This is a genomic window from Plantactinospora sp. KBS50, from assembly GCF_002285795.1.
Classification (GTDB): domain Bacteria; phylum Actinomycetota; class Actinomycetes; order Mycobacteriales; family Micromonosporaceae; genus KBS50.
The window spans coordinates 1,742,189-1,759,092 of sequence record NZ_CP022961.1 but is presented as its reverse complement, the minus strand read 5'-3'; the positions used below and the strand labels follow the sequence as shown (position 1 = coordinate 1,759,092).

Below are 16,904 nucleotides of genomic sequence, written 5' to 3'. Positions count from 1 at the left end.
GTGACCGGCTGTCCCGCACTCCGTGCGCCCGCGCCGGACACCGCCGAGGCGACCGGGGCGAGCCACACCGGCGTCCGACCTGCATGTGTCGACTTCGCCGCACCGGTGACCGCCCGGTCCGCAGTGGCGCCGTCGATGGCGACCTCGGCGGTTCCCGCGGCCGGCCATGTCGCGGCGGTCGCCCGGGCACGGTCAGCGCCCTGGGACAGGTCCGCCGGCCGAGCCTTTGCCTTGACCGGCCGCGTGGTGACCGGCCTCGGCTGCGTCACGCTCAGTTCCAGCGGCGTCGCCGACGCCTGCTCCGGCATCGCGACCAGCAGCGACGCCAGCACGGACAGCGCCGTTGCCGCCGCCAGACCGGCACGGCGGGACCGCCGCAGCCGCCGCAACCAGAGCCGCAACACGCCCCGAACCTGGCCGGCCGACCGGCGCCACCGCGCCTGACTTACCCGAGCGAGCATTGACGACCTCCGCCATCAGGGTTGAGCGGGAACCAACGAGCCAGAGCGTGCCGGACGCCGATCGGGCGGCCGGCGCACAGCAGATCATGAATTGTCGTAGAGAGCCCTGACCTCGCGGTCGGACATCGCACCCGCGTAGACGCTGACCTGGTCGATGTCGCCATGCAGGTGGGCATCGGATGCGCCGTTGCCGCCGACGTACAGGGATTGCGCCGACACGCCGCCGACCGCGCCGGTGGCCACGGTCTGCTGGCGCACCCCGTCGACGCCCTTACCCGGTTGGACGCGGATCGGACGCTACGAGCCGGTGTACAGGTTGTGCGCCTCGCGGTCGGACAGGGCGCCGGCGAAGACGACGATCTGGTCCAGATCGCCAGCGAAGTGCCCGCTCGTCGGCGACTCGGCGCCGACGTACAGCGGCTCGACGGAGACGGCGCCCACCGCGTTCGTGCCGACGGCCGCCTGCCGGACTCCGTCGACGTAGAGGCGTGCCTCGTGGGTTGCCGTGTCGAAGACGCCGCTGAGATGCACCCACGATCCCGCGACGGCGGGCGTGTCCGAGGAGGCCACCGCCAGCCCGCCGGCCGAGACCGAGAAGCGCCACTGCCCGCCGGCCGATCGGGACAGGCTGAGCGGACCCTCCCGCAGGACGACCTGCTCGGCGCCGTCGACGGCCGCCGGTCGTACCCAGGCGGAGATGCTGACCGACTGGTCGGTCGGGACAACCGGGCCGGCAGCGGTCACGGCGTAGCCGGGCTCCGCCGGGTCCGTGCCGTAACCGTCCGCGGCGTGGTTGAGCCACAGCGCCTCGTTGTCGTCCGGTCCAGCGAGGATGTAGCCCGCACTCTGTTCGGCCGAATACGGTTCGGTGCAGCCGGTCAGCTCCAGGGTCGACGCCCAGTAGCTGCTACTCCATACCGCGCCGCAGCCCAGATAGAGCTGCCCGTTGAAGTCCCAGTCGGCGACCTCGACGGGTGCGAGGATCCCGGCCACTTCCGGGATCCCGGTGGCCGGATCGGACTCGGTCCCCCACAGGTCGTCGAGGGTGAGCACCCGGTTCCAGACCCGGACGTCGGTGAGCTGGCCGATCCACGTCTGCCCGCGGCGGGACGTACCGTTCGCCGTCGCAACCCAGGCTGCGCCGATGGTCACCGGACCGGCGGCCGGCCACGCGGCGGTCCTCCGGATCTTGCGGCCGGCCTGCACCCCGTTGACGTACAGCACCGTCTCCCCCGTTGCGGCGTCGTAGGAGCCGGCCAGGTGGGTCCAGATGCCGATATCGGCCACGGTCAGGGCCGTGGCGGAACTCGCCACCGTCCACGTGGTCGAGGATCCCGTGTCCTCGGCCGGCAACGCGAAGGCCCATCTGGGCTCGCCCTTGACCATCCGGTAGCCGAGGTGGAAGGCGCTGCGGCTGCCGCCGGAGATGCCGACCGCAGTCTCGTTCCGGGTCGGCAGGTCCGGATCGGGGTCGCTCGGGTCGGCGTCGGCGAGCCGGACCCAGGCGGAGACGCTGTACGAGGCGCCGGTGTCCACCGCGGGCGCCGGCGCGGAGAACTGGGTGGCACCGTCGAAGGCGGGCGTCGCCTCGCCGATCCACCTGGTGTCGTACGTCCATCGGGCCGTTCCGTCGACGGTGAGCGAGCCACCGCCGACAACGTCCTTCAGATAGTGCCCGTCGAAGGTGTCCAGCGGCCAGTGCGCCACCGAGGAGGAGGGAGCATCCACGATGAAGCTGTAGTGGGCGGTGTCGCTTCGCCGGCCCGTCGAGTCGACGGTGTAGACCTCCAACACGTTGAGCCCGTACGACGGCGGGGTCAGGGTCACCGTGTACGACGCGCCCGCCGGCACGGTCACCGTGGTCAGCGGGTTGGGCGAGCCGGCGAAGCCGTGGACGTACTTCACCACGTCCGGGGAACCCGGGGTGAAGGTGAACGAGCCCGCGACTCCCGCTCCGCCGTGCGCAACCCCGTCGGCAGGGTAGTCCGCGGAGGACACTCCGGGAGGCGCGGCGAGCACGAGCGGCGCCACGCCGCCGGAGCCGACCGGGGACGCGCCGACATCCGATGTGGCGGCGGCCGGTCCGGCCACCAGGGCCGGACCCAGACCCACGACGACGGCGGCGACCAACCACGACGAAACGCGTCGCTGCGACGATGACACGACCAGGACCTCCCCAGGTGCCGCGCGACACTCCCCGCAGGAGGTCCGTCACGACAGGTGGTCGACAGATTAACGATCTTCACAATCCGGGGGAAGCCGATTTCTCAGGTTCTCAGGCCGGCGGAGGGACCCGGCCGAACCAGGTGATCCCCTGGCCGTGTCCGCGGGTCCAGGCCAGCGGCCGGCCGTCCAGCGCGAGCACGTTGTACGCCGCGTCGTCCGGCGGTTCCGGCAACCCGTCGTACGGCAGCACGTCCGGCGCCTCCACCGAGATCCAGCGCGCGGGCAGCCCGCGTACCAGATCCACAAAGGCCGCCCGGCGCGGCGCCGGCACCTGATAGAGCACGCTGGTGTGCAGGACGACCAGGGTCGCACCGGCCGGCGCCCGCGCGACCAGCGCCGGCAGGTCGTCCACCAGGTCGCCGCGGACCAGCAGCGGCGGGTCGGCCGCGGCCACCGCGGCGGCGGCCCGCAGCCGGGCACGCCGGTGGGCGTGCTCGGGCCAGATCAGCGCATCCAGCCACGCGAGGTCCGCCGGTTCGGTCACGTCGAGCGGGTTCAGGTCGAGACCGGCCCGCCACACCACCCGGGGTACGCGGTCCGGCGGCGCGATCCCGCTCGCGGCGCAGTCCAGCACCGGCTCGCCGGCACCGATCCGGTGCCGGCCGTAGCGGTAGGCGTACCGGTCGGGGTAGAGGCACAGCCCGGCGGAGGCGCCGACCTCCAGCAGCGCGAGCGGCTGCGGCAGTGCGGCCAGGACCGGCAGCAGTACGGCGCACCGCCCGGCCTCGTTCGTCTGGGTGGCCCGGGTGCGCATCCCGGACGCGATGGCCGGCCAGTTCGCCAGCACGTGTTCGCGGAACGCCGCCGGCTCGTCGACCGGCCCGCCCAGCAGGCGGACCACCCCGAACAGCAGGTTGGGTTGGCGCTTGCCGGGTGGCAGCGTGCCGAGCAGGTCGAGCAGGTCGCCGTCGCGGGACACGGCCTCCGACAGCCGCTGGTACGTCGGGGACACCCCGCGGGCCTCCCGAGCGGCGAACTCGGCGTACCACCTGGCGATCGTCATTCCCCGATGGTGGCAGACCCGCAGACCGGTCCGGGCCGGCGTTCCACGGTGTTGATCGTGGAACGCCGGCCCGGGGCGGGTCACGGTCGAGCGGTTCGGCGTCGCGTCAGCGCCGAGGCCGCCGGATGTCAGCTACAACCGCTGGTGGAGCCGCAGCCCTCGCAGACGTAGCAGCTGCCGGCGGGGCGCATCTTCGTGCCGCAGGTGAAGCAGAGCGGCGCGTCGGCGGCCTTGCCGATCACCGCCTCCAGCAGTTCGGTGGAGGAGCCCACCGACGGCGCCGGCTTGGCCGCCGCCACCTCGGGTGACCCGGCGACCGCCGCGGCCTCGGGACCGCTGGTCACCTCTTCCTCCGGCCGGTTCTCGACCGGCGCGGACGCGGCCATCGCGGCCAGGTCCACCCCGCTGTCGGCCTCGCTCTCCGCGCGCAGTTGGGCGGCCCGCTCCTTGGCGGTGAAGATGCCCAGCTCGGCGCGGGTGTCGTAGGGCAGGAAGTCCAGCGCCAGCCGGCGGAAGATGTAGTCCATCACCGAGGCGGCCATCCGGACGTCCGGGTCGTCGGTCATCCCGGCCGGCTCGAACCGCATGTTGGTGAACTTGCTGACGTACGTCTCCAGCGGCACCCCGTACTGCAGGCCGATCGAGATGGCCACCGAGAAGGCGTCCATCACCCCGGCCAGGGTGGAGCCTTGCTTGGACATCTTGAGGAAGACCTCGCCGAGGCCGTCGTCCGGGTACGACGAGGCGGTGAGGTAGCCCTCGGCGCCGCCGACCGAGAACGAGACGGTCTCGGAGGGCCGCTTCTTCGGCAGCCGCTTGCGGACCGGCCGGTACTCGACCACCTTCTCGACGACCTTCTCCACCTGGACCGGCAGCGCCTCGGTGACCTTCTTGGACTTCGCGGCCGAGAGCGGCTGGCCCACCTTGCAGTTGTCGCGGTAGATGGCCAGCGCCTTGAGGCCGAGCTTCCAGCCCTCGAAGTAGATCTTCTCGACGTCCTCGACGGTCGCCGCCTCGGGCATGTTCACGGTCTTCGAGATGGCGCCCGAGATGAACGGCTGGACGGCCGCCATCATCCGCACGTGCCCCATCGGGGCGATGGACCGCTCGCCCATGGCGCAGTCGAACACCGGGTAGTGCTCGGTCTTGAGGCCGGGGGCGTCCACCACGTGGCCGCGGTCGGCGATGTGCTCGACGATCGCCTCGACCTGCTCTTCCGGGTAGCCGAGGCTGCGCAGCGCCCGCGGGACGGTCTGGTTGACGATCTGCATGGAACCGCCGCCGACCAGCTTCTTGAACTTCACCAGCGCCAGGTCCGGCTCGACCCCGGTGGTGTCGCAGTCCATCATCAGCCCGATGGTCCCGGTGGGCGCCAGGACCGAGGCCTGCGCGTTGCGCCAGCCGTTCTTCTCACCGGTCTTGTTGCCCCGGGTCCACTGCCGGCCGGCCTCCGCGAGGATCGCCGTGGCCACCGGCCCGGTGGGCTTGATCTCGTCGTTCGCCGCGGCGTGCTTGCGCATCACCCGCCTGTGCGGCTCCGCGTTGCGGGCGTAGCCCTCGTACGCGCCGACCACGCCGGCCAGTTCGGCCGAGCGCCGGTACGCGGTGCCGGTCATCAGCGAGGTGATGGCGGCGGCCACCGAGCGGCCCTGCTCGGAGTCGTACGGCAGGCCGGAGGCCATCAGCAGCGCGCCGAGGTTCGCGTACCCGATGCCGAGTTGCCGGTAGGCCCGGGTGGTCTCGCCGATCTTCTCGGTGGGGAAGTCGGCGAAGCAGATCGAGATGTCCATCGCGGTGATGACGAGTTCCACCGAGCGGACGAACTTCTCCACCTCGAAGCTGCCGTCGGCGCGCAGGAACTTCATCAGGTTCAGCGAGGCCAGGTTGCACGAGGAGTTGTCCAGGTGCAGGTACTCCGAGCACGGGTTCGACGCGGTGATCCGGCCGGTCTCGGGGCAGGTGTGCCAGTCGTTGATGGTGTCGTCGTACTGCAGGCCGGGGTCGGCGCACTCCCAGGCGGCCTGGGAGATCGTCCGGAACAGCTTCTGGGCGTCGATGCTCTCGATCACCGCGCCGTCCAGCCGTCCGCGCAGGTCGAACGTGCCGCCGTCGGAGACGGCCCGCATGAACTCGTCGGAGACCCGGACCGAGTTGTTGGCGTTCTGGTACTGCACGCTGACGATGTCCGAGCCGCCCAGGTCCATGTCGAAGCCGGCGTCCCGCAGGGCGCGGATCTTGTTCTCCTCGCGCGCCTTGGTGAGGACGAACTCCTCCACGTCGGGGTGGTCGACGTCCAGGATGACCATCTTGGCGGCCCGCCGGGTGGCGCCGCCGGACTTGATGGTGCCGGCCGAGGCGTCGGCGCCGCGCATGAAGCTGACCGGGCCGGAGGCGGTGCCGCCCGAGGAGAGCAGTTCCTTCGAGGAACGGATGCGGGACAGGTTGACCCCGGAGCCGGAGCCGCCCTTGAAGATCAGCCCCTCCTCCTTGTACCAGTCCAGGATCGAGTCCATCGAGTCGTCGACGGCGAGGATGAAGCAGGCCGAGACCTGCTGCGGGGAGCTGGTGCCGACGTTGAACCAGACCGGCGAGTTGAAGCTGAACACCTGGTGCAGCAGCATCCAGGTCAGCTCGTGCTCGAAGATCTCCGCGTCGGCCGGGGTGGCGAAGTATCCGTGCTGCTCCCCCGCCGACCGGTAGGTCCGCACCACCCGGTCGATGAGCTGCTTGAGCGACCACTCCCGCTCCGGGGTGCCGACGGCCCCCCGGAAGTACTTGGTGGTCACGATGTTGGCCGCGTTGACGCTCCACGCCTCGGGGAACTCGACGCCGCGCTGCTCGAAGTTGATCGAGCCGTCCCGCCAGTTCGTCATGACGACGTCCCGGCGCTCCCAGTTCACCTCGTCGTACGGGTGGGTCCCCTCGGTGGTCCACACCCGGCCCACGGTAAGCCCGCTCACGCTGGCGCGCGTCCGACTCCTGCTACTTGTTGTCACGCCTTCCCCCGGCATCTCATCCGCCCCCTCACGCGCGCCGCAGCCGCGGCGCGTCCGGCTTTTCACTAACTCGGCTCGGTTCAGCCCGGCACGGCCGCCGACCGGTCGGCGGCCGCCCGGTCCCGGGCCGCCGCGCGCAGCGTCTCGATCTCGCGCTCGAAATCGGCCAACGATTCGAACGACCGGTAGACGCTGGCAAACCGCAGGTAGGCCACCTCGTCCAGGTCGCGCAGCGGACCCAGGATGGCCAGCCCGACCTCGTGGCTGGGCACCTCGGCCGCGCCCTTGGCCCGGACCGTCTCCTCCACCCGCTGTGCGAGCAGGGCGATCGAGTCGTCGTCGACCGGCCGGCCCTGGCAGGCCTTGCGTACGCCGCCGATGATCTTCGTACGGCTGAACGGCTCGGTCACCCCGCTGCGCTTCACCACGGCCAGCACCGCCTCCTCGACGGTGGTGAACCGTTTGCCGCACTCGGAGCAGGAGCGCCGCCGACGGATCAGCTGACCGTCGTCGGCCTCCCGGGAGTCCACCACCCGGGAGTCGGCGTGCCGGCAGTACGGGCAGCGCATCGCCGATCTCCCTCCGTTGTCGCGGTTACCTGCCGGGCGTGTCCACGCCCTGTGATGTCGCGCCTCGGGTGGCCCGCCCCGTCCCGGACCGAAGCGGCACGGGGCGTTCTCCGGCGCGCTTCAGGGCACGCCCGACGCCCCACGGCGGGCCTCGTCGAGGTCGCCGCAGGCTGCGGTGTCCGGGGATGCGGTGCGTAGTCAAACCCAACTTGTGGACGACTTACACCCTTGTCACTACTACATCTTGGGGTCGACCGTATGCCGGTGCGGCCCCGTGGTCAAGTTGCCCGGCGCGTACCGGCGCGTCGTCACCGGGCCGGCAGGACACGACGGCGGTGGGTCACCGGCAGGGACCGGCGTCGACCTCGCCGGCTCGGTCACCGGCCCGCTCCCGGACCCACCCGGGGACCGCCGCGCAGTGATCAACGCCACGCCGGCAGCAGGAGTTGTTGACCCGTGTAGACGGTGTAGCCGTCCAGGTCATTGAGCCGGCGGATCTCGGCGACGACGGCGATCGGGTTGCGGCCGGGCAGTTGCCGCTCGGCGATGGCCCAGAGGGTGTCGCCCTCGCGGACCACGGTGGCGGTGGGAGCCCCGGACCCCGGGCCGGCCGCCCGGGAGGCGGGGGCGAGCAGCGCCACCAGGCCGGCCAGCAGCAGCGCCAGCGCACCGACCAGCACGACGCGACCGCGCCTGGTCAGGCGCAGCGGCGGTGCCGCCGGGCGCCGCCGGGTCGCGCGGCGCGCAAGATGCAGGCCGCGGGGAAGCTCGCCACCGGCGCGGCGATGTGCCACGCCCGGCCGTCCCGATGCCCCTGTCGCGACCACGGCGACCTCCCAAGATCGAACAGCAGTTCGATAGTACGGACGTACGATGGTGTATCAGAACAGGCGTACGGATGTCGAGGGATGCGGGCACGACACGCCGATCGAAGGTCGTACAGATGTTTGAAACTGTCCGATCTCCCCGATACCGTCGTCACCAACCACCGGTGATCGCACCGGGTTGAACCCCGCACGAGGGTGAAACCGGGCAGATCCGCCCGGATCGCTCACCGCCGCACCACCGTCGACCAGGGAGGACGGACGTGTCGACCGACGAGGGCACCAACGGGCAGAAGCACCCGCAGAAGGGGGTCGCCAGTGCCGCCGGGTCCGCGACCCGTCGTCGGGCCGGCTCCCGCTCCCGGGGCGGCGAGGCCGGGCTGCGCGCCGTGACCCCGGTGGTGAGCACCTTCCCGGACCCGAGCGCCGTCGACCTGACCGCCCGGCAGCGCCGGATCCTCGACTTCATCCGCAACTGGGTGGAGCGCTACGGATACCCGCCCAGCGTGCGGGAGATCGGCGAGGCTGTCGGCCTGGTCTCCCCGTCCAGCGTCGCCTACCAGCTCAAGGAGCTGGAGCGGAAGGGATTCCTGCGGCGGGACCCGAACCGGCCGCGGGCGGTGGACGTCCGGCCGCCCAGCGACCTGGTCGACGACGAGGCGTCCCGGGCGCATCGGCCCCGGCCGGCGTACGTGCCGATGCTGGGCAGGATCGCCGCCGGTGGCCCGATCCTGGCCGAGCAGGCCGTCGAGGACGTCTTCCCGCTGCCCCGCGAGCTGGTCGGGGAGGGCGAGGTCTTCATGCTCCAGGTCAAGGGCGATTCGATGATCGACGCCGCGATCTGTGACGGCGACTGGGTCGTGGTGCGCCAGCAGCCGACCGCCGACGCCGGGGAGATCGTGGCCGCCATGCTCGACGGCGAGGCGACCGTGAAGACCTACCGCCGCCGCGACGGACATGTCTGGCTGATGCCGCAGAACCCGGCCTTCGACCCGATTCCCGGCGACGACGCCACCATCATGGGCCGGGTCGTCGCGGTGCTGCGGCGGATCTGACGGTACGGGTCGCGCCGCGACCCGACGGCGCCGGGATCCACCCGGATCCCGGCGGCCCGCTCAGCGGTATCCGTACTCGTCGTCGCCGTAGCCGCCGGGCGGTCCGCCCTGGTTTCCCTGACCCGGGTCGCCGTAGCCGCCGGGCTGCTGCCCGGGGCCGGCGTGCCGCCGCCGGCCCGGCTCCGCGTCCTCCCGGTGCCCCCGGGACTGCCCGCCGTACTCCCCGGGCGGCGGACCGTAGCCACCCCCGCCGGAGCCGCCGTAGACGTTGCCGTTCGCGCCGGCGTTACCACCGCCGGGACCCGCGTCGCCGCCGTATCCCGGACGGCCGCCGCCGTACACCCCGCCGCCGGCTGGCCCGCCGCCACCCCGTCGGGAGCCGGGGCCCTGCGGATAGCCGGGCGGGGCGGGTGGTGGCACCGGCCGCCCGGGCGGCGGCTGGGCGCGGCCGGCGCCGGGACCGTCGGCCGGGCCGGGTCCGGGGGCGCCGCCGTACACCGATCCGCCGCCGGCCCGTCCCCCGCCGTACACGCCGGGGGGTCGCCGCGGGCCGGCGTCGCCCGGGCCGTACCTGCCGGCGTCCGGCCGGTCCCAGCCCGGCTCCGGCGGGTTGGCCGCGGGCCAGCCGGCGCTCGGGCCCTCGCCGCGCTCCGGTGGGCGGCCGTATCCGGCCGGCACGGCGTCCGGTTCGTCCGGCCCGCGGCGGCGGGAGCGCAGGATCCCGAACACCCCCGCGAGGACCAGCAGCAGCCCGAACACGCCGACCGCACCGATCAGGTAGGTGATGTCGTCCAGGTCCAGTTGGGTGCTCCAGGCGGCGCCGGCGGTCGAGCCGGAGAGCGCGCCGAACCGCGGCCCCTGTTGCACCGCTCCCACGGCCGCCTCGGCCGGGGCGCCGGACAGGACGGACGCACCCAGAGCAGCCAGGGCAACCGCGATCGAGGAGAGGGCACGCCGCATCGGGCAAGTGTCGCACGCCCGCCCGGGTGCCCGAGATACCCGGGTTGCCCTCACCCGCGGCGCTCGGCGGCGTCCGGTACGCCGCCGTCCCGGGCGGTCGCCGACGGCTCAGCGCCGCCCGTCGCGCCCGTCGCGCCGAGCCCGACCAGGTACGGCGCCAGCTCGGCGGCCAGCGACTCGGTCACCCGTACGTGCAGCACGGTCCCCTCGCCGGTGTGTGCCGAGCTGAGCACCTCGCCGTCCCGGTGCACCCGGGCCACCAGGTCACCCCGGTCGTACGGCAGGACGGCCCGGATCTCCACGGCGGGCCGGGGCAACCGGGCCTCGATGCCGGCGCGCAGATCGTCGATCCCGCGCCCGGCCCGGGCGGACACCAGGATCGCCTCCGGCCAGGTCCGCTTGAGCCGCAGCAGCGTCTCCTCGTCCGCGGCGTCGGTCTTGTTCACCACCAGCAGCTCGGGCAGCCGGTCGGCGCCCACCTCGGCGAGCACCTCGCGGACCGCCCGGACCTGCTCCTCCGGATCCGGGTGCGCGCCGTCGACCACGTGCACCACGAGATCGGCCTCGGCGACCTCCTCCAGCGTCGAGCGGAACGCCTCGACGATCTGGTGCGGCAGGTGCCGGACGAAGCCGACCGTGTCCGACAGCGTGTAGATCCGGCCGTCGGCCGTGCGGGAGCGCCGGGTGGTCGGATCCAGGGTGGCGAACAGCGCGTCCTCGACCAGCACGCCCGCCCCGGTCAGCCGGTTGAGCAGGCTCGACTTGCCGGCGTTCGTGTAGCCGGCGATGGCCACCGCCGGCACCGCGTTGCGGGACCGGCGGGCGCGCTTGGTCTGCCGGACCCGGCGCATGTCCTTGATCTCGCGGCGGAGCCGGGCGATGCGGGTGCGCAGCCGACGCCGGTCGGTCTCCAGCTTCGTCTCGCCCGGGCCACGCAGGCCGACACCGCCGGCCCCGCCGACGCGGGCGCTGCCGCCGCTCTGCCGGGACAGCGTCTCGCCCCAGCCGCGCAGCCGGGGCAGCAGGTATTCGAGCTGGGCCAGCTCGACCTGCGCCTTGCCCTCCTTGCTCTTGGCGTGCTGGGCGAAGATGTCCAGGATCAGCGCGGTCCGGTCGACCACCTTGACCTTGGTGCGCTGCTCCAGGTTGCGCAGCTGGGACGGGGACAGTTCACCGTCGCAGATCACCGTGTCGGCGCCGGTGCCGGTGACCACCGACCCCAGATCGTCGACCTTGCCGCGGCCGATGTAGGTGGCCGGGTCGGGCCGGTTGCGCCGCTGGATCAGCCCCTCCAGTACCTGCGACCCGGCGGTCTCGGCGAGCGCCGCCAGCTCGGTGAGGGAGTTCTCGGCGTCGGTGACGGTCCCCTCGGTCCAGACCCCCACCAGGACCACCCGTTCCAGCCGGAGCTGCCGGTACTCGACCTCGGTGATGTCCGTGAGCTCGGTGGACAGGCCCGCCACGCGGCGCAGCGCCTGACGGTCCTCCAGCTCCCACTCGCCGGCGGTACCGTCGAGGTCCTCGCCCGCCAACCGGACGAAGCTGTCCTGATCTCGCAAGCCTGTCTCCTGTCGATGAGGGTTCGTCGCGGATCAATCGTGACACGCGCACCAGGCCCACGCACCCGCTATATCGGGTGGGTCGGCAACCCCGCCACCCGGGCCGGCGGTCACCCCCAGCGGCGTGCCGCCGGAGCGAACGCGGGAGAATGCCCCTCGCGGTCGCCGACGACCGCCAGAGTTGGACGACGGAGGAGTGTCGTGGCGATCAGCCGACTGCCGAGTGCCGGGTTCTCGATCACCGTTCGGGTCAGCGTGACCGCGGACGCCTCGGCCATCGGTCGGCTCACCACCTCGGTGGGCTCCTCGGGCGCCATCGTCACCGCGCTGGACGTGGTGGACTCCGACCACACCTCGGTGACCGTCGACCTGACCTGCGACACAGCCGACGCCGGCCACGCCGACCAGGTGGTCGCGGCGCTGCGCGAACTGGCCGGCGTGGACGTCCGCAAGGTCTCCGACCGGACCTTCCTGCTGCACCTGGGCGGCAAGATCGAGGTGACCCCCAAGGTCGCGCTGCGCAACCGGGACGAGCTGTCCCGGGCGTACACGCCGGGGGTGGCCCGGGTCTGCCTGGCGATCGCGGAGAACCCTGCGGACGCCCGGCGGCTGACCATCAAGCGCAACACGGTCGCCGTGGTCACCGACGGCTCCGCGGTGCTCGGCCTCGGGAACATCGGCCCGGCCGCGTCCCTGCCCGTGATGGAGGGCAAGGCCGCCCTGTTCAAGCGCTTCGGCGGGGTGGACGCCTGGCCGGTGGTGCTCGACACGCAGGACACCGAGGAGATCATCTCGATCGTCAAGGCCATCGCGCCCGCGTACGGCGGGATCAACCTGGAGGACATCGCCGCGCCGCGCTGCTTCGAGATCGAGGCCCGGCTGCGGGAGGCGCTGGACATCCCGGTCTTCCACGACGACCAGCACGGTACGGCGATCGTGGTGCTGGCCGCGCTGACCAACGCGCTGCGGGTGGTGGACAAGCGTCTCGCGGACGTCCGGGTGGTGGTCTCCGGCGCCGGGGCGGCCGGCACGGCCATCATGAAGCTGCTGCTCCGCGAGGGTGTCGGCGACATCGTCGCGTACGACCGGCAGGGCGCGCTGCACCGCGGGCAGTCCGATCTGAACCCGGCCTGGCAGTGGCTCGCCGAGCACACCAACCGGGACAACTACGCGGGCGACCTGGCCGGGGCGGTACGCGGCGCCGACGTGTTCATCGGGGTGAGCGCGCCGAACCTGCTCAGCGGGGACGACATCGCCACCATGGCCAAGGACGCCATCGTCTTCGCGCTGGCCAACCCCGACCCGGAGGTCGATCCGCGGGAGGCACGCAAGCACGCCGCGGTGGTGGCCACCGGCCGGTCGGACCAGCCCAACCAGATCAACAACGTGCTGGCGTTCCCGGGCGTGTTCCGCGGCATGCTGGACGCGCACGCCGAGGAGTTCACCGACGAGATGGCCCTGGCCGCGGCCCGGGCGATCGCCGACGTGGTGGGCGAGGACCGGGTGAACCCCACGGTGATCGTGCCCAGCGTCTTCGACTCGCGGGTGGCGCCGGCCGTGTCCGCCGCCGTCCGGGCCGCGGCCCAGACGCCCCCGCCGCCGCCGGCCGCCGATCCGGGGCCGGCCGACCTGCCGCAGATCGCGGCCCGGGACAGCGCCGCCACCGAGCCGCTGCCACACTGACCGGCCGGGCCGCGCCGATCGGGCCCCTCAGGCGCGGTGCGACGCGAGCGCCGCGGTGTCGATCTCGCCGCTGGCGACCAGGACGGCCGGCCCGGACAGCCAGCACGAGGTCTCCTCGACGGTGACCACCAGCCGGCCGCCGGGCACGTCCACGGTCACCGTCCCGGTGTCCCGGCCGGCCTGCCGGAGCACCACGGCGGCCACGGCACAGGCACCGGTACCGCAGGACAGGGTCTCGGCCGAGCCGCGCTCGTGGACCCGCATCCGCACGTGCGGGTCCGCCGGCGCGCCGCCGGCACCGTCCGGCACGCCCGCGGAGCCTTCCGGTACGCCGGCGGAGCCCTCCGCCGGCTCGACGAACTCGACGTTCACCCCGGCCGCGAACAGCACCGGGTCGAAGCCGGGCGGGCGGGTCAGATCGAGATCGGCCAGTGCGATCCCGGCCGGCAGCGGACAGACCAGGTGCGGGTTGCCCACGTCCACGGCGCTGCCGGCCAGCCGCCGGCCACCCACCTCGGCGGTGGACCCGCCGTACACCCGGGGGCGGCTCATCTGCACGCAGACGCCGTCACCGTCGACCCGGGTGCGCACCACGCCGGCCCGGGTCGCGACCGGCGGCGCCGGTTCGGCGGCGAGACCGTGGGTCAGCAGGTACCGGACGAAGACCCGGGCGCCGTTGCCGCACATCTCGGCGAGGGAACCGTCGGCGTTGCGGTAGTCCATGAACCACTCGGCCTCATCCGCGTACCGCGCCGCCTCGGGATGCCCGGCCGAGCGCACCACCCGCAGCACCCCGTCGGCGCCCAGCCCGAACCGGCGGTCGCAGAGCCCGGCCACCAGCTCCGGGGTCAGGGTGAGCCGACCCTGCGGGTCGGGGATGATCACGAAGTCGTTGCCGGTGCCGTGGCCCTTGGTGAACTGCACGGTGCCATTCTTGCTCAGGGACTGTCGGGGCTCCCGACGGTCCCCGAACCGGCGGCGCCGGACAGCGCGGCCAGGGCGGCCGGGACGAGGTCCGGGCGGTCACCGTCGAGCCAGACGATCCGCGGGTCGCGGCGGAACCAGGAGCGCTGCCGGCGGACGAACCGGCGGGTCGCCCGGACGGTCTCGGCGCGGGCCTGTTCGGGCGACAGCTCCCCGTCCAGTTCCCGCAGGACCTGCTGGTAGCCGAGCGCGCGGCCGGCGGTACGCCCCGACCGCAGCCCCGCGTCGGCCAACCGGCGGACCTCGTCGACAAGGCCCTGTTCCCACATCCGGTCGGCCCGCCGGGCGATCCGCTCGTCCAGCACGGGCGTGTCGAGGTCCACCCCGAGCTGCACCGCCGGGTAGTACGGCCGCGGTTGCGGCAGCACGGACCGGAACGGCCCGCCGGTCAGCTCGATCACCTCCAGGGCGCGCACGATCCGCCGGCCGTTGCCGGGCAGGATCTGTGCCGCCGCGGCGGGGTCGGCCGAGCGCAGCCGGTCGTACAGAGGGGCCGGCCCGGTCAGCGCCAGTTCCCGCTCCAGCCGGTCGCGGAGCGCGGGATCGGTGCCGGGAAACTCGAACTCGTCCAGCACCGCCCGGACGTACAGGCCGGAGCCGCCGACCAGCAGCGGCACCCGGCCCCGGGCCAGGATGTCGTCGAGGGCCGCCCGGGCGATCCGCTGGTACGCCGCCACGCTGGCCGGCTCGGTGATGTCCCAGATGTCCAGCACGTGGTGCGGCACCCCGGCCCGCTCCGCCGGGGTCAGCTTGGCGGTGCCGACGTCCATCCCCCGGTAGAGCTGCATGGAGTCGGCGTTGACGACCTCGGCGCCGAGCGCCTGGGCGAGCGCGATGCTCAAGCCCGACTTGCCGGCGGCGGTGGGGCCGACGATGGCGATGACCGGGGACACGGACATACCGTATCCGGGCCGCCCGTACCCGGAACCCGCCCGGCCAGGCGGACGGTCGCCCGGACGCACGGCGTAGGACACCATATGGTCACGGTCGGCGACAGGCGCTCGACGAGAGCGGGGGCACACCTGTGACAATGCCGGGTGGAAACTTCCGTGCAACAAGGCTGCGCTGTGGCGGCGCCCCGCGACTCCGCGGCGGCTCCGGGAGAACGAGGATGGGCACATGACTGACTGGACTGCCTTCGGACGGGTGGACGCGGACGGCACGGTCTACGTCAAGACCGCCGAGGGCGAACGGGTGGTCGGTTCGTGGCAGGCCGGTTCCCCGGAGGAGGGGCTCGCGCACTTCGCCCGGCGCTTCGCCGACCTGGTGACCGAGGTCGACCTGACCGAGGCCCGGCTCAACTCCGGCGCAGCCGATCCCGCCCACTCGCTGTCCACGTTCCGCCGGATCCGGACCTCGCTGGCCGAGGCGCACGTCGTGGGCGACATCGACGCGCTGGGCGCCCGGCTGGAGAAGCTCTGCTCGTTCGCCGAGGAGAAGGCCGGCGAGGCCCGCGCGGCCCGGGACGCCGCCCGCGCGGAGGCGGTGGCCCGCAAGACCGCCCTGGTCGAGGAGGCCGAGAAGCTGGCCGCCGAGTCCACCGGCTGGAAGACCGCCGGCGACCGGCTCAAGGAGATCCTCGACGAGTGGAAGACCATCCGCGGCGTCGAGAAGAAGGCCGACGGCGAGCTGTGGAAGCGGTTCGCGGCCGCCCGGGACGCCTTCACCCGCCGCCGCGGCGCCCACTTCGCCAGCCTCGACGCCCAGCGCAAGCAGGCGCAGGGCGTCAAGGAGGAACTGGTCGGCCAGGCCGAGACGCTTGCCTCGTCGACCGAATGGGGGCCGACGGCCACGGCGCTGAAGGACCTGATGGCACAGTGGAAGGCCGCACCGCGCGCCTCCAAGGAGGCCGAGCAGCGGCTGTGGGAACGGTTCCGCGCCGCCCAGGACGCCTTCTTCAGCCGGCGCAGCGAGGTCTTCTCCGCCCGCGACAACGAGCAGCGGGCCAACCTGGACCGCAAGCAGGCGCTGCTGGCCGAGGCAGAGGCGCTGGACGTGGACGCCGACCCGCGGGGCGCGCAGAACCGGCTGCGGGAGATCCAGGGCCAGTGGCACGAGGTCGGCCGGGTGCCGCGGGAGGCGATGACCGGGCTGGACCGCCGGTTGCGGGCCGTGGACGAGAAGGTACGTCAGGCCATGGACTCGGCGTGGCGGCGTACCGAGCCCTCCGCCAACCCGCTGCTGGCGCAGATGCGGGACCAGGTGGCGGAGGCGGAGCAGCGGCTGACCCGGGCGCGGGCGGCCGGCGACGCCAAGCGGATCCGCGAGGCCGAACGGGCGCTGGAGTCCAAGCAGCAGTTCCTGCGGCTGGCCGAACAGAGCAGCTAGCTGGTCGACGCTCCCTGGACGGGACCGGACGCGGGACGGGACCGGACGCGCCACGCCGCCGCGCCACGCCGCGACGGCCCGACGGCCCGGTGGCCCGGTGGTCCGGGGTCGTGGAGGCGCGGGGTCGCGGCGCCGGACCGGGTACGGCGTTGACGCCGGCATCGACGGCGATCAGAATGGGTCGCGGAGCCGGGGCAGTGTGACAGGTACACGGTCCGGGGGTTCACATCGCACGTGCCCCCCGCCGTCGCGCCGT

General features: G+C 73.2%; 14 protein-coding genes. 4 read left to right on the top strand and 10 right to left on the bottom strand.

Annotated elements, in window-relative coordinates; all coding sequences use genetic code 11:
* Window positions 1–231 precede the first annotated feature (231 nt).
* Window positions 232–444 carry a hypothetical protein gene (locus CIK06_RS29845; RefSeq protein WP_198348132.1) on the top strand — a complete coding sequence of 71 codons (213 nt, stop codon included), beginning with the start codon at window positions 232–234 and terminating at the stop codon, window positions 442–444.
* Between the two features lie 101 nt (window positions 445–545).
* Here the strand turns inward: CIK06_RS29845 and CIK06_RS29180 are convergent, their stop codons facing one another.
* The 6 genes from CIK06_RS29180 to CIK06_RS07960 form a co-directional block, all read right to left on the bottom strand.
* Window positions 546–719 (bottom strand): hypothetical protein, encoded by a 174-nt coding sequence (locus CIK06_RS29180; protein WP_157756645.1) that lies wholly within the window; start codon window positions 717–719, stop codon window positions 546–548.
* A 39-nt stretch (window positions 720–758) separates the two neighbouring features.
* A complete protein-coding gene (locus CIK06_RS07980; protein WP_095564293.1) occupies window positions 759–2,624 on the bottom strand; it encodes a LamG domain-containing protein in 1,866 nt (621 codons plus the stop codon).
* A gap of 112 nt (window positions 2,625–2,736) precedes the next feature.
* Window positions 2,737–3,690, bottom strand: a complete 954-nt coding sequence (locus CIK06_RS07975) for a DUF2332 domain-containing protein (RefSeq protein WP_095564292.1) — start codon at window positions 3,688–3,690, stop codon at window positions 2,737–2,739.
* A gap of 128 nt (window positions 3,691–3,818) precedes the next feature.
* Window positions 3,819–6,701 (bottom strand): vitamin B12-dependent ribonucleotide reductase, encoded by a 2,883-nt coding sequence (locus CIK06_RS07970; RefSeq protein ID WP_095564291.1) that lies wholly within the window; start codon window positions 6,699–6,701, stop codon window positions 3,819–3,821.
* A gap of 65 nt (window positions 6,702–6,766) precedes the next feature.
* A complete protein-coding gene (gene nrdR, locus CIK06_RS07965) occupies window positions 6,767–7,255 on the bottom strand; it encodes a transcriptional regulator NrdR (RefSeq protein WP_095564290.1) in 489 nt (162 codons plus the stop codon).
* Between the two features lie 422 nt (window positions 7,256–7,677).
* Window positions 7,678–8,049, bottom strand: a complete 372-nt coding sequence (locus CIK06_RS07960; RefSeq protein WP_232534074.1) for a LysM peptidoglycan-binding domain-containing protein — start codon at window positions 8,047–8,049, stop codon at window positions 7,678–7,680.
* A gap of 293 nt (window positions 8,050–8,342) precedes the next feature.
* On the opposite strand from CIK06_RS07960, the gene lexA reads away from it, so the two are divergent.
* On the top strand, window positions 8,343–9,134 hold the full coding sequence (lexA, locus tag CIK06_RS07955) for a transcriptional repressor LexA (protein ID WP_095564289.1): 792 nt from the start codon (window positions 8,343–8,345) through the stop codon (window positions 9,132–9,134).
* Window positions 9,135–9,194: 60 nt separating this feature from the next.
* Here lexA and CIK06_RS07950 read toward each other — a convergent pair whose 3' ends face one another.
* Both CIK06_RS07950 and hflX read right to left on the bottom strand, forming a co-directional pair.
* Entirely contained in the window at window positions 9,195–10,094 is a 900-nt protein-coding gene (locus CIK06_RS07950; protein WP_157756644.1) for a hypothetical protein, read from the bottom strand.
* Window positions 10,095–10,144: 50 nt separating this feature from the next.
* Window positions 10,145–11,653 carry a GTPase HflX gene (hflX, locus tag CIK06_RS07945; RefSeq protein ID WP_095564287.1) on the bottom strand — a complete coding sequence of 503 codons (1,509 nt, stop codon included), beginning with the start codon at window positions 11,651–11,653 and terminating at the stop codon, window positions 10,145–10,147.
* 201 nt (window positions 11,654–11,854) lie between these two features.
* Between hflX and CIK06_RS07940 the strand changes: the two genes are divergently transcribed.
* A complete protein-coding gene (locus CIK06_RS07940; RefSeq protein ID WP_095564286.1) occupies window positions 11,855–13,336 on the top strand; it encodes an NAD-dependent malic enzyme in 1,482 nt (493 codons plus the stop codon).
* 27 nt (window positions 13,337–13,363) lie between these two features.
* Here CIK06_RS07940 and dapF read toward each other — a convergent pair whose 3' ends face one another.
* Together dapF and miaA are read right to left on the bottom strand one after the other, a co-directional pair.
* On the bottom strand, window positions 13,364–14,260 hold the full coding sequence (gene dapF, locus CIK06_RS07935; protein WP_095564285.1) for a diaminopimelate epimerase: 897 nt from the start codon (window positions 14,258–14,260) through the stop codon (window positions 13,364–13,366).
* A gap of 14 nt (window positions 14,261–14,274) precedes the next feature.
* The gene (gene miaA / locus CIK06_RS07930) at window positions 14,275–15,219 is read right to left on the bottom strand and encodes a tRNA (adenosine(37)-N6)-dimethylallyltransferase MiaA (protein ID WP_095564284.1); all 945 of its coding nucleotides are present in this window, start codon (window positions 15,217–15,219) and stop codon (window positions 14,275–14,277) included.
* Between the two features lie 220 nt (window positions 15,220–15,439).
* Between miaA and CIK06_RS07925 the strand changes: the two genes are divergently transcribed.
* Window positions 15,440–16,648, top strand: a complete 1,209-nt coding sequence (locus tag CIK06_RS07925) for a DUF349 domain-containing protein (protein WP_095564283.1) — start codon at window positions 15,440–15,442, stop codon at window positions 16,646–16,648.
* Window positions 16,649–16,904: the final 256 nt, after the last annotated feature.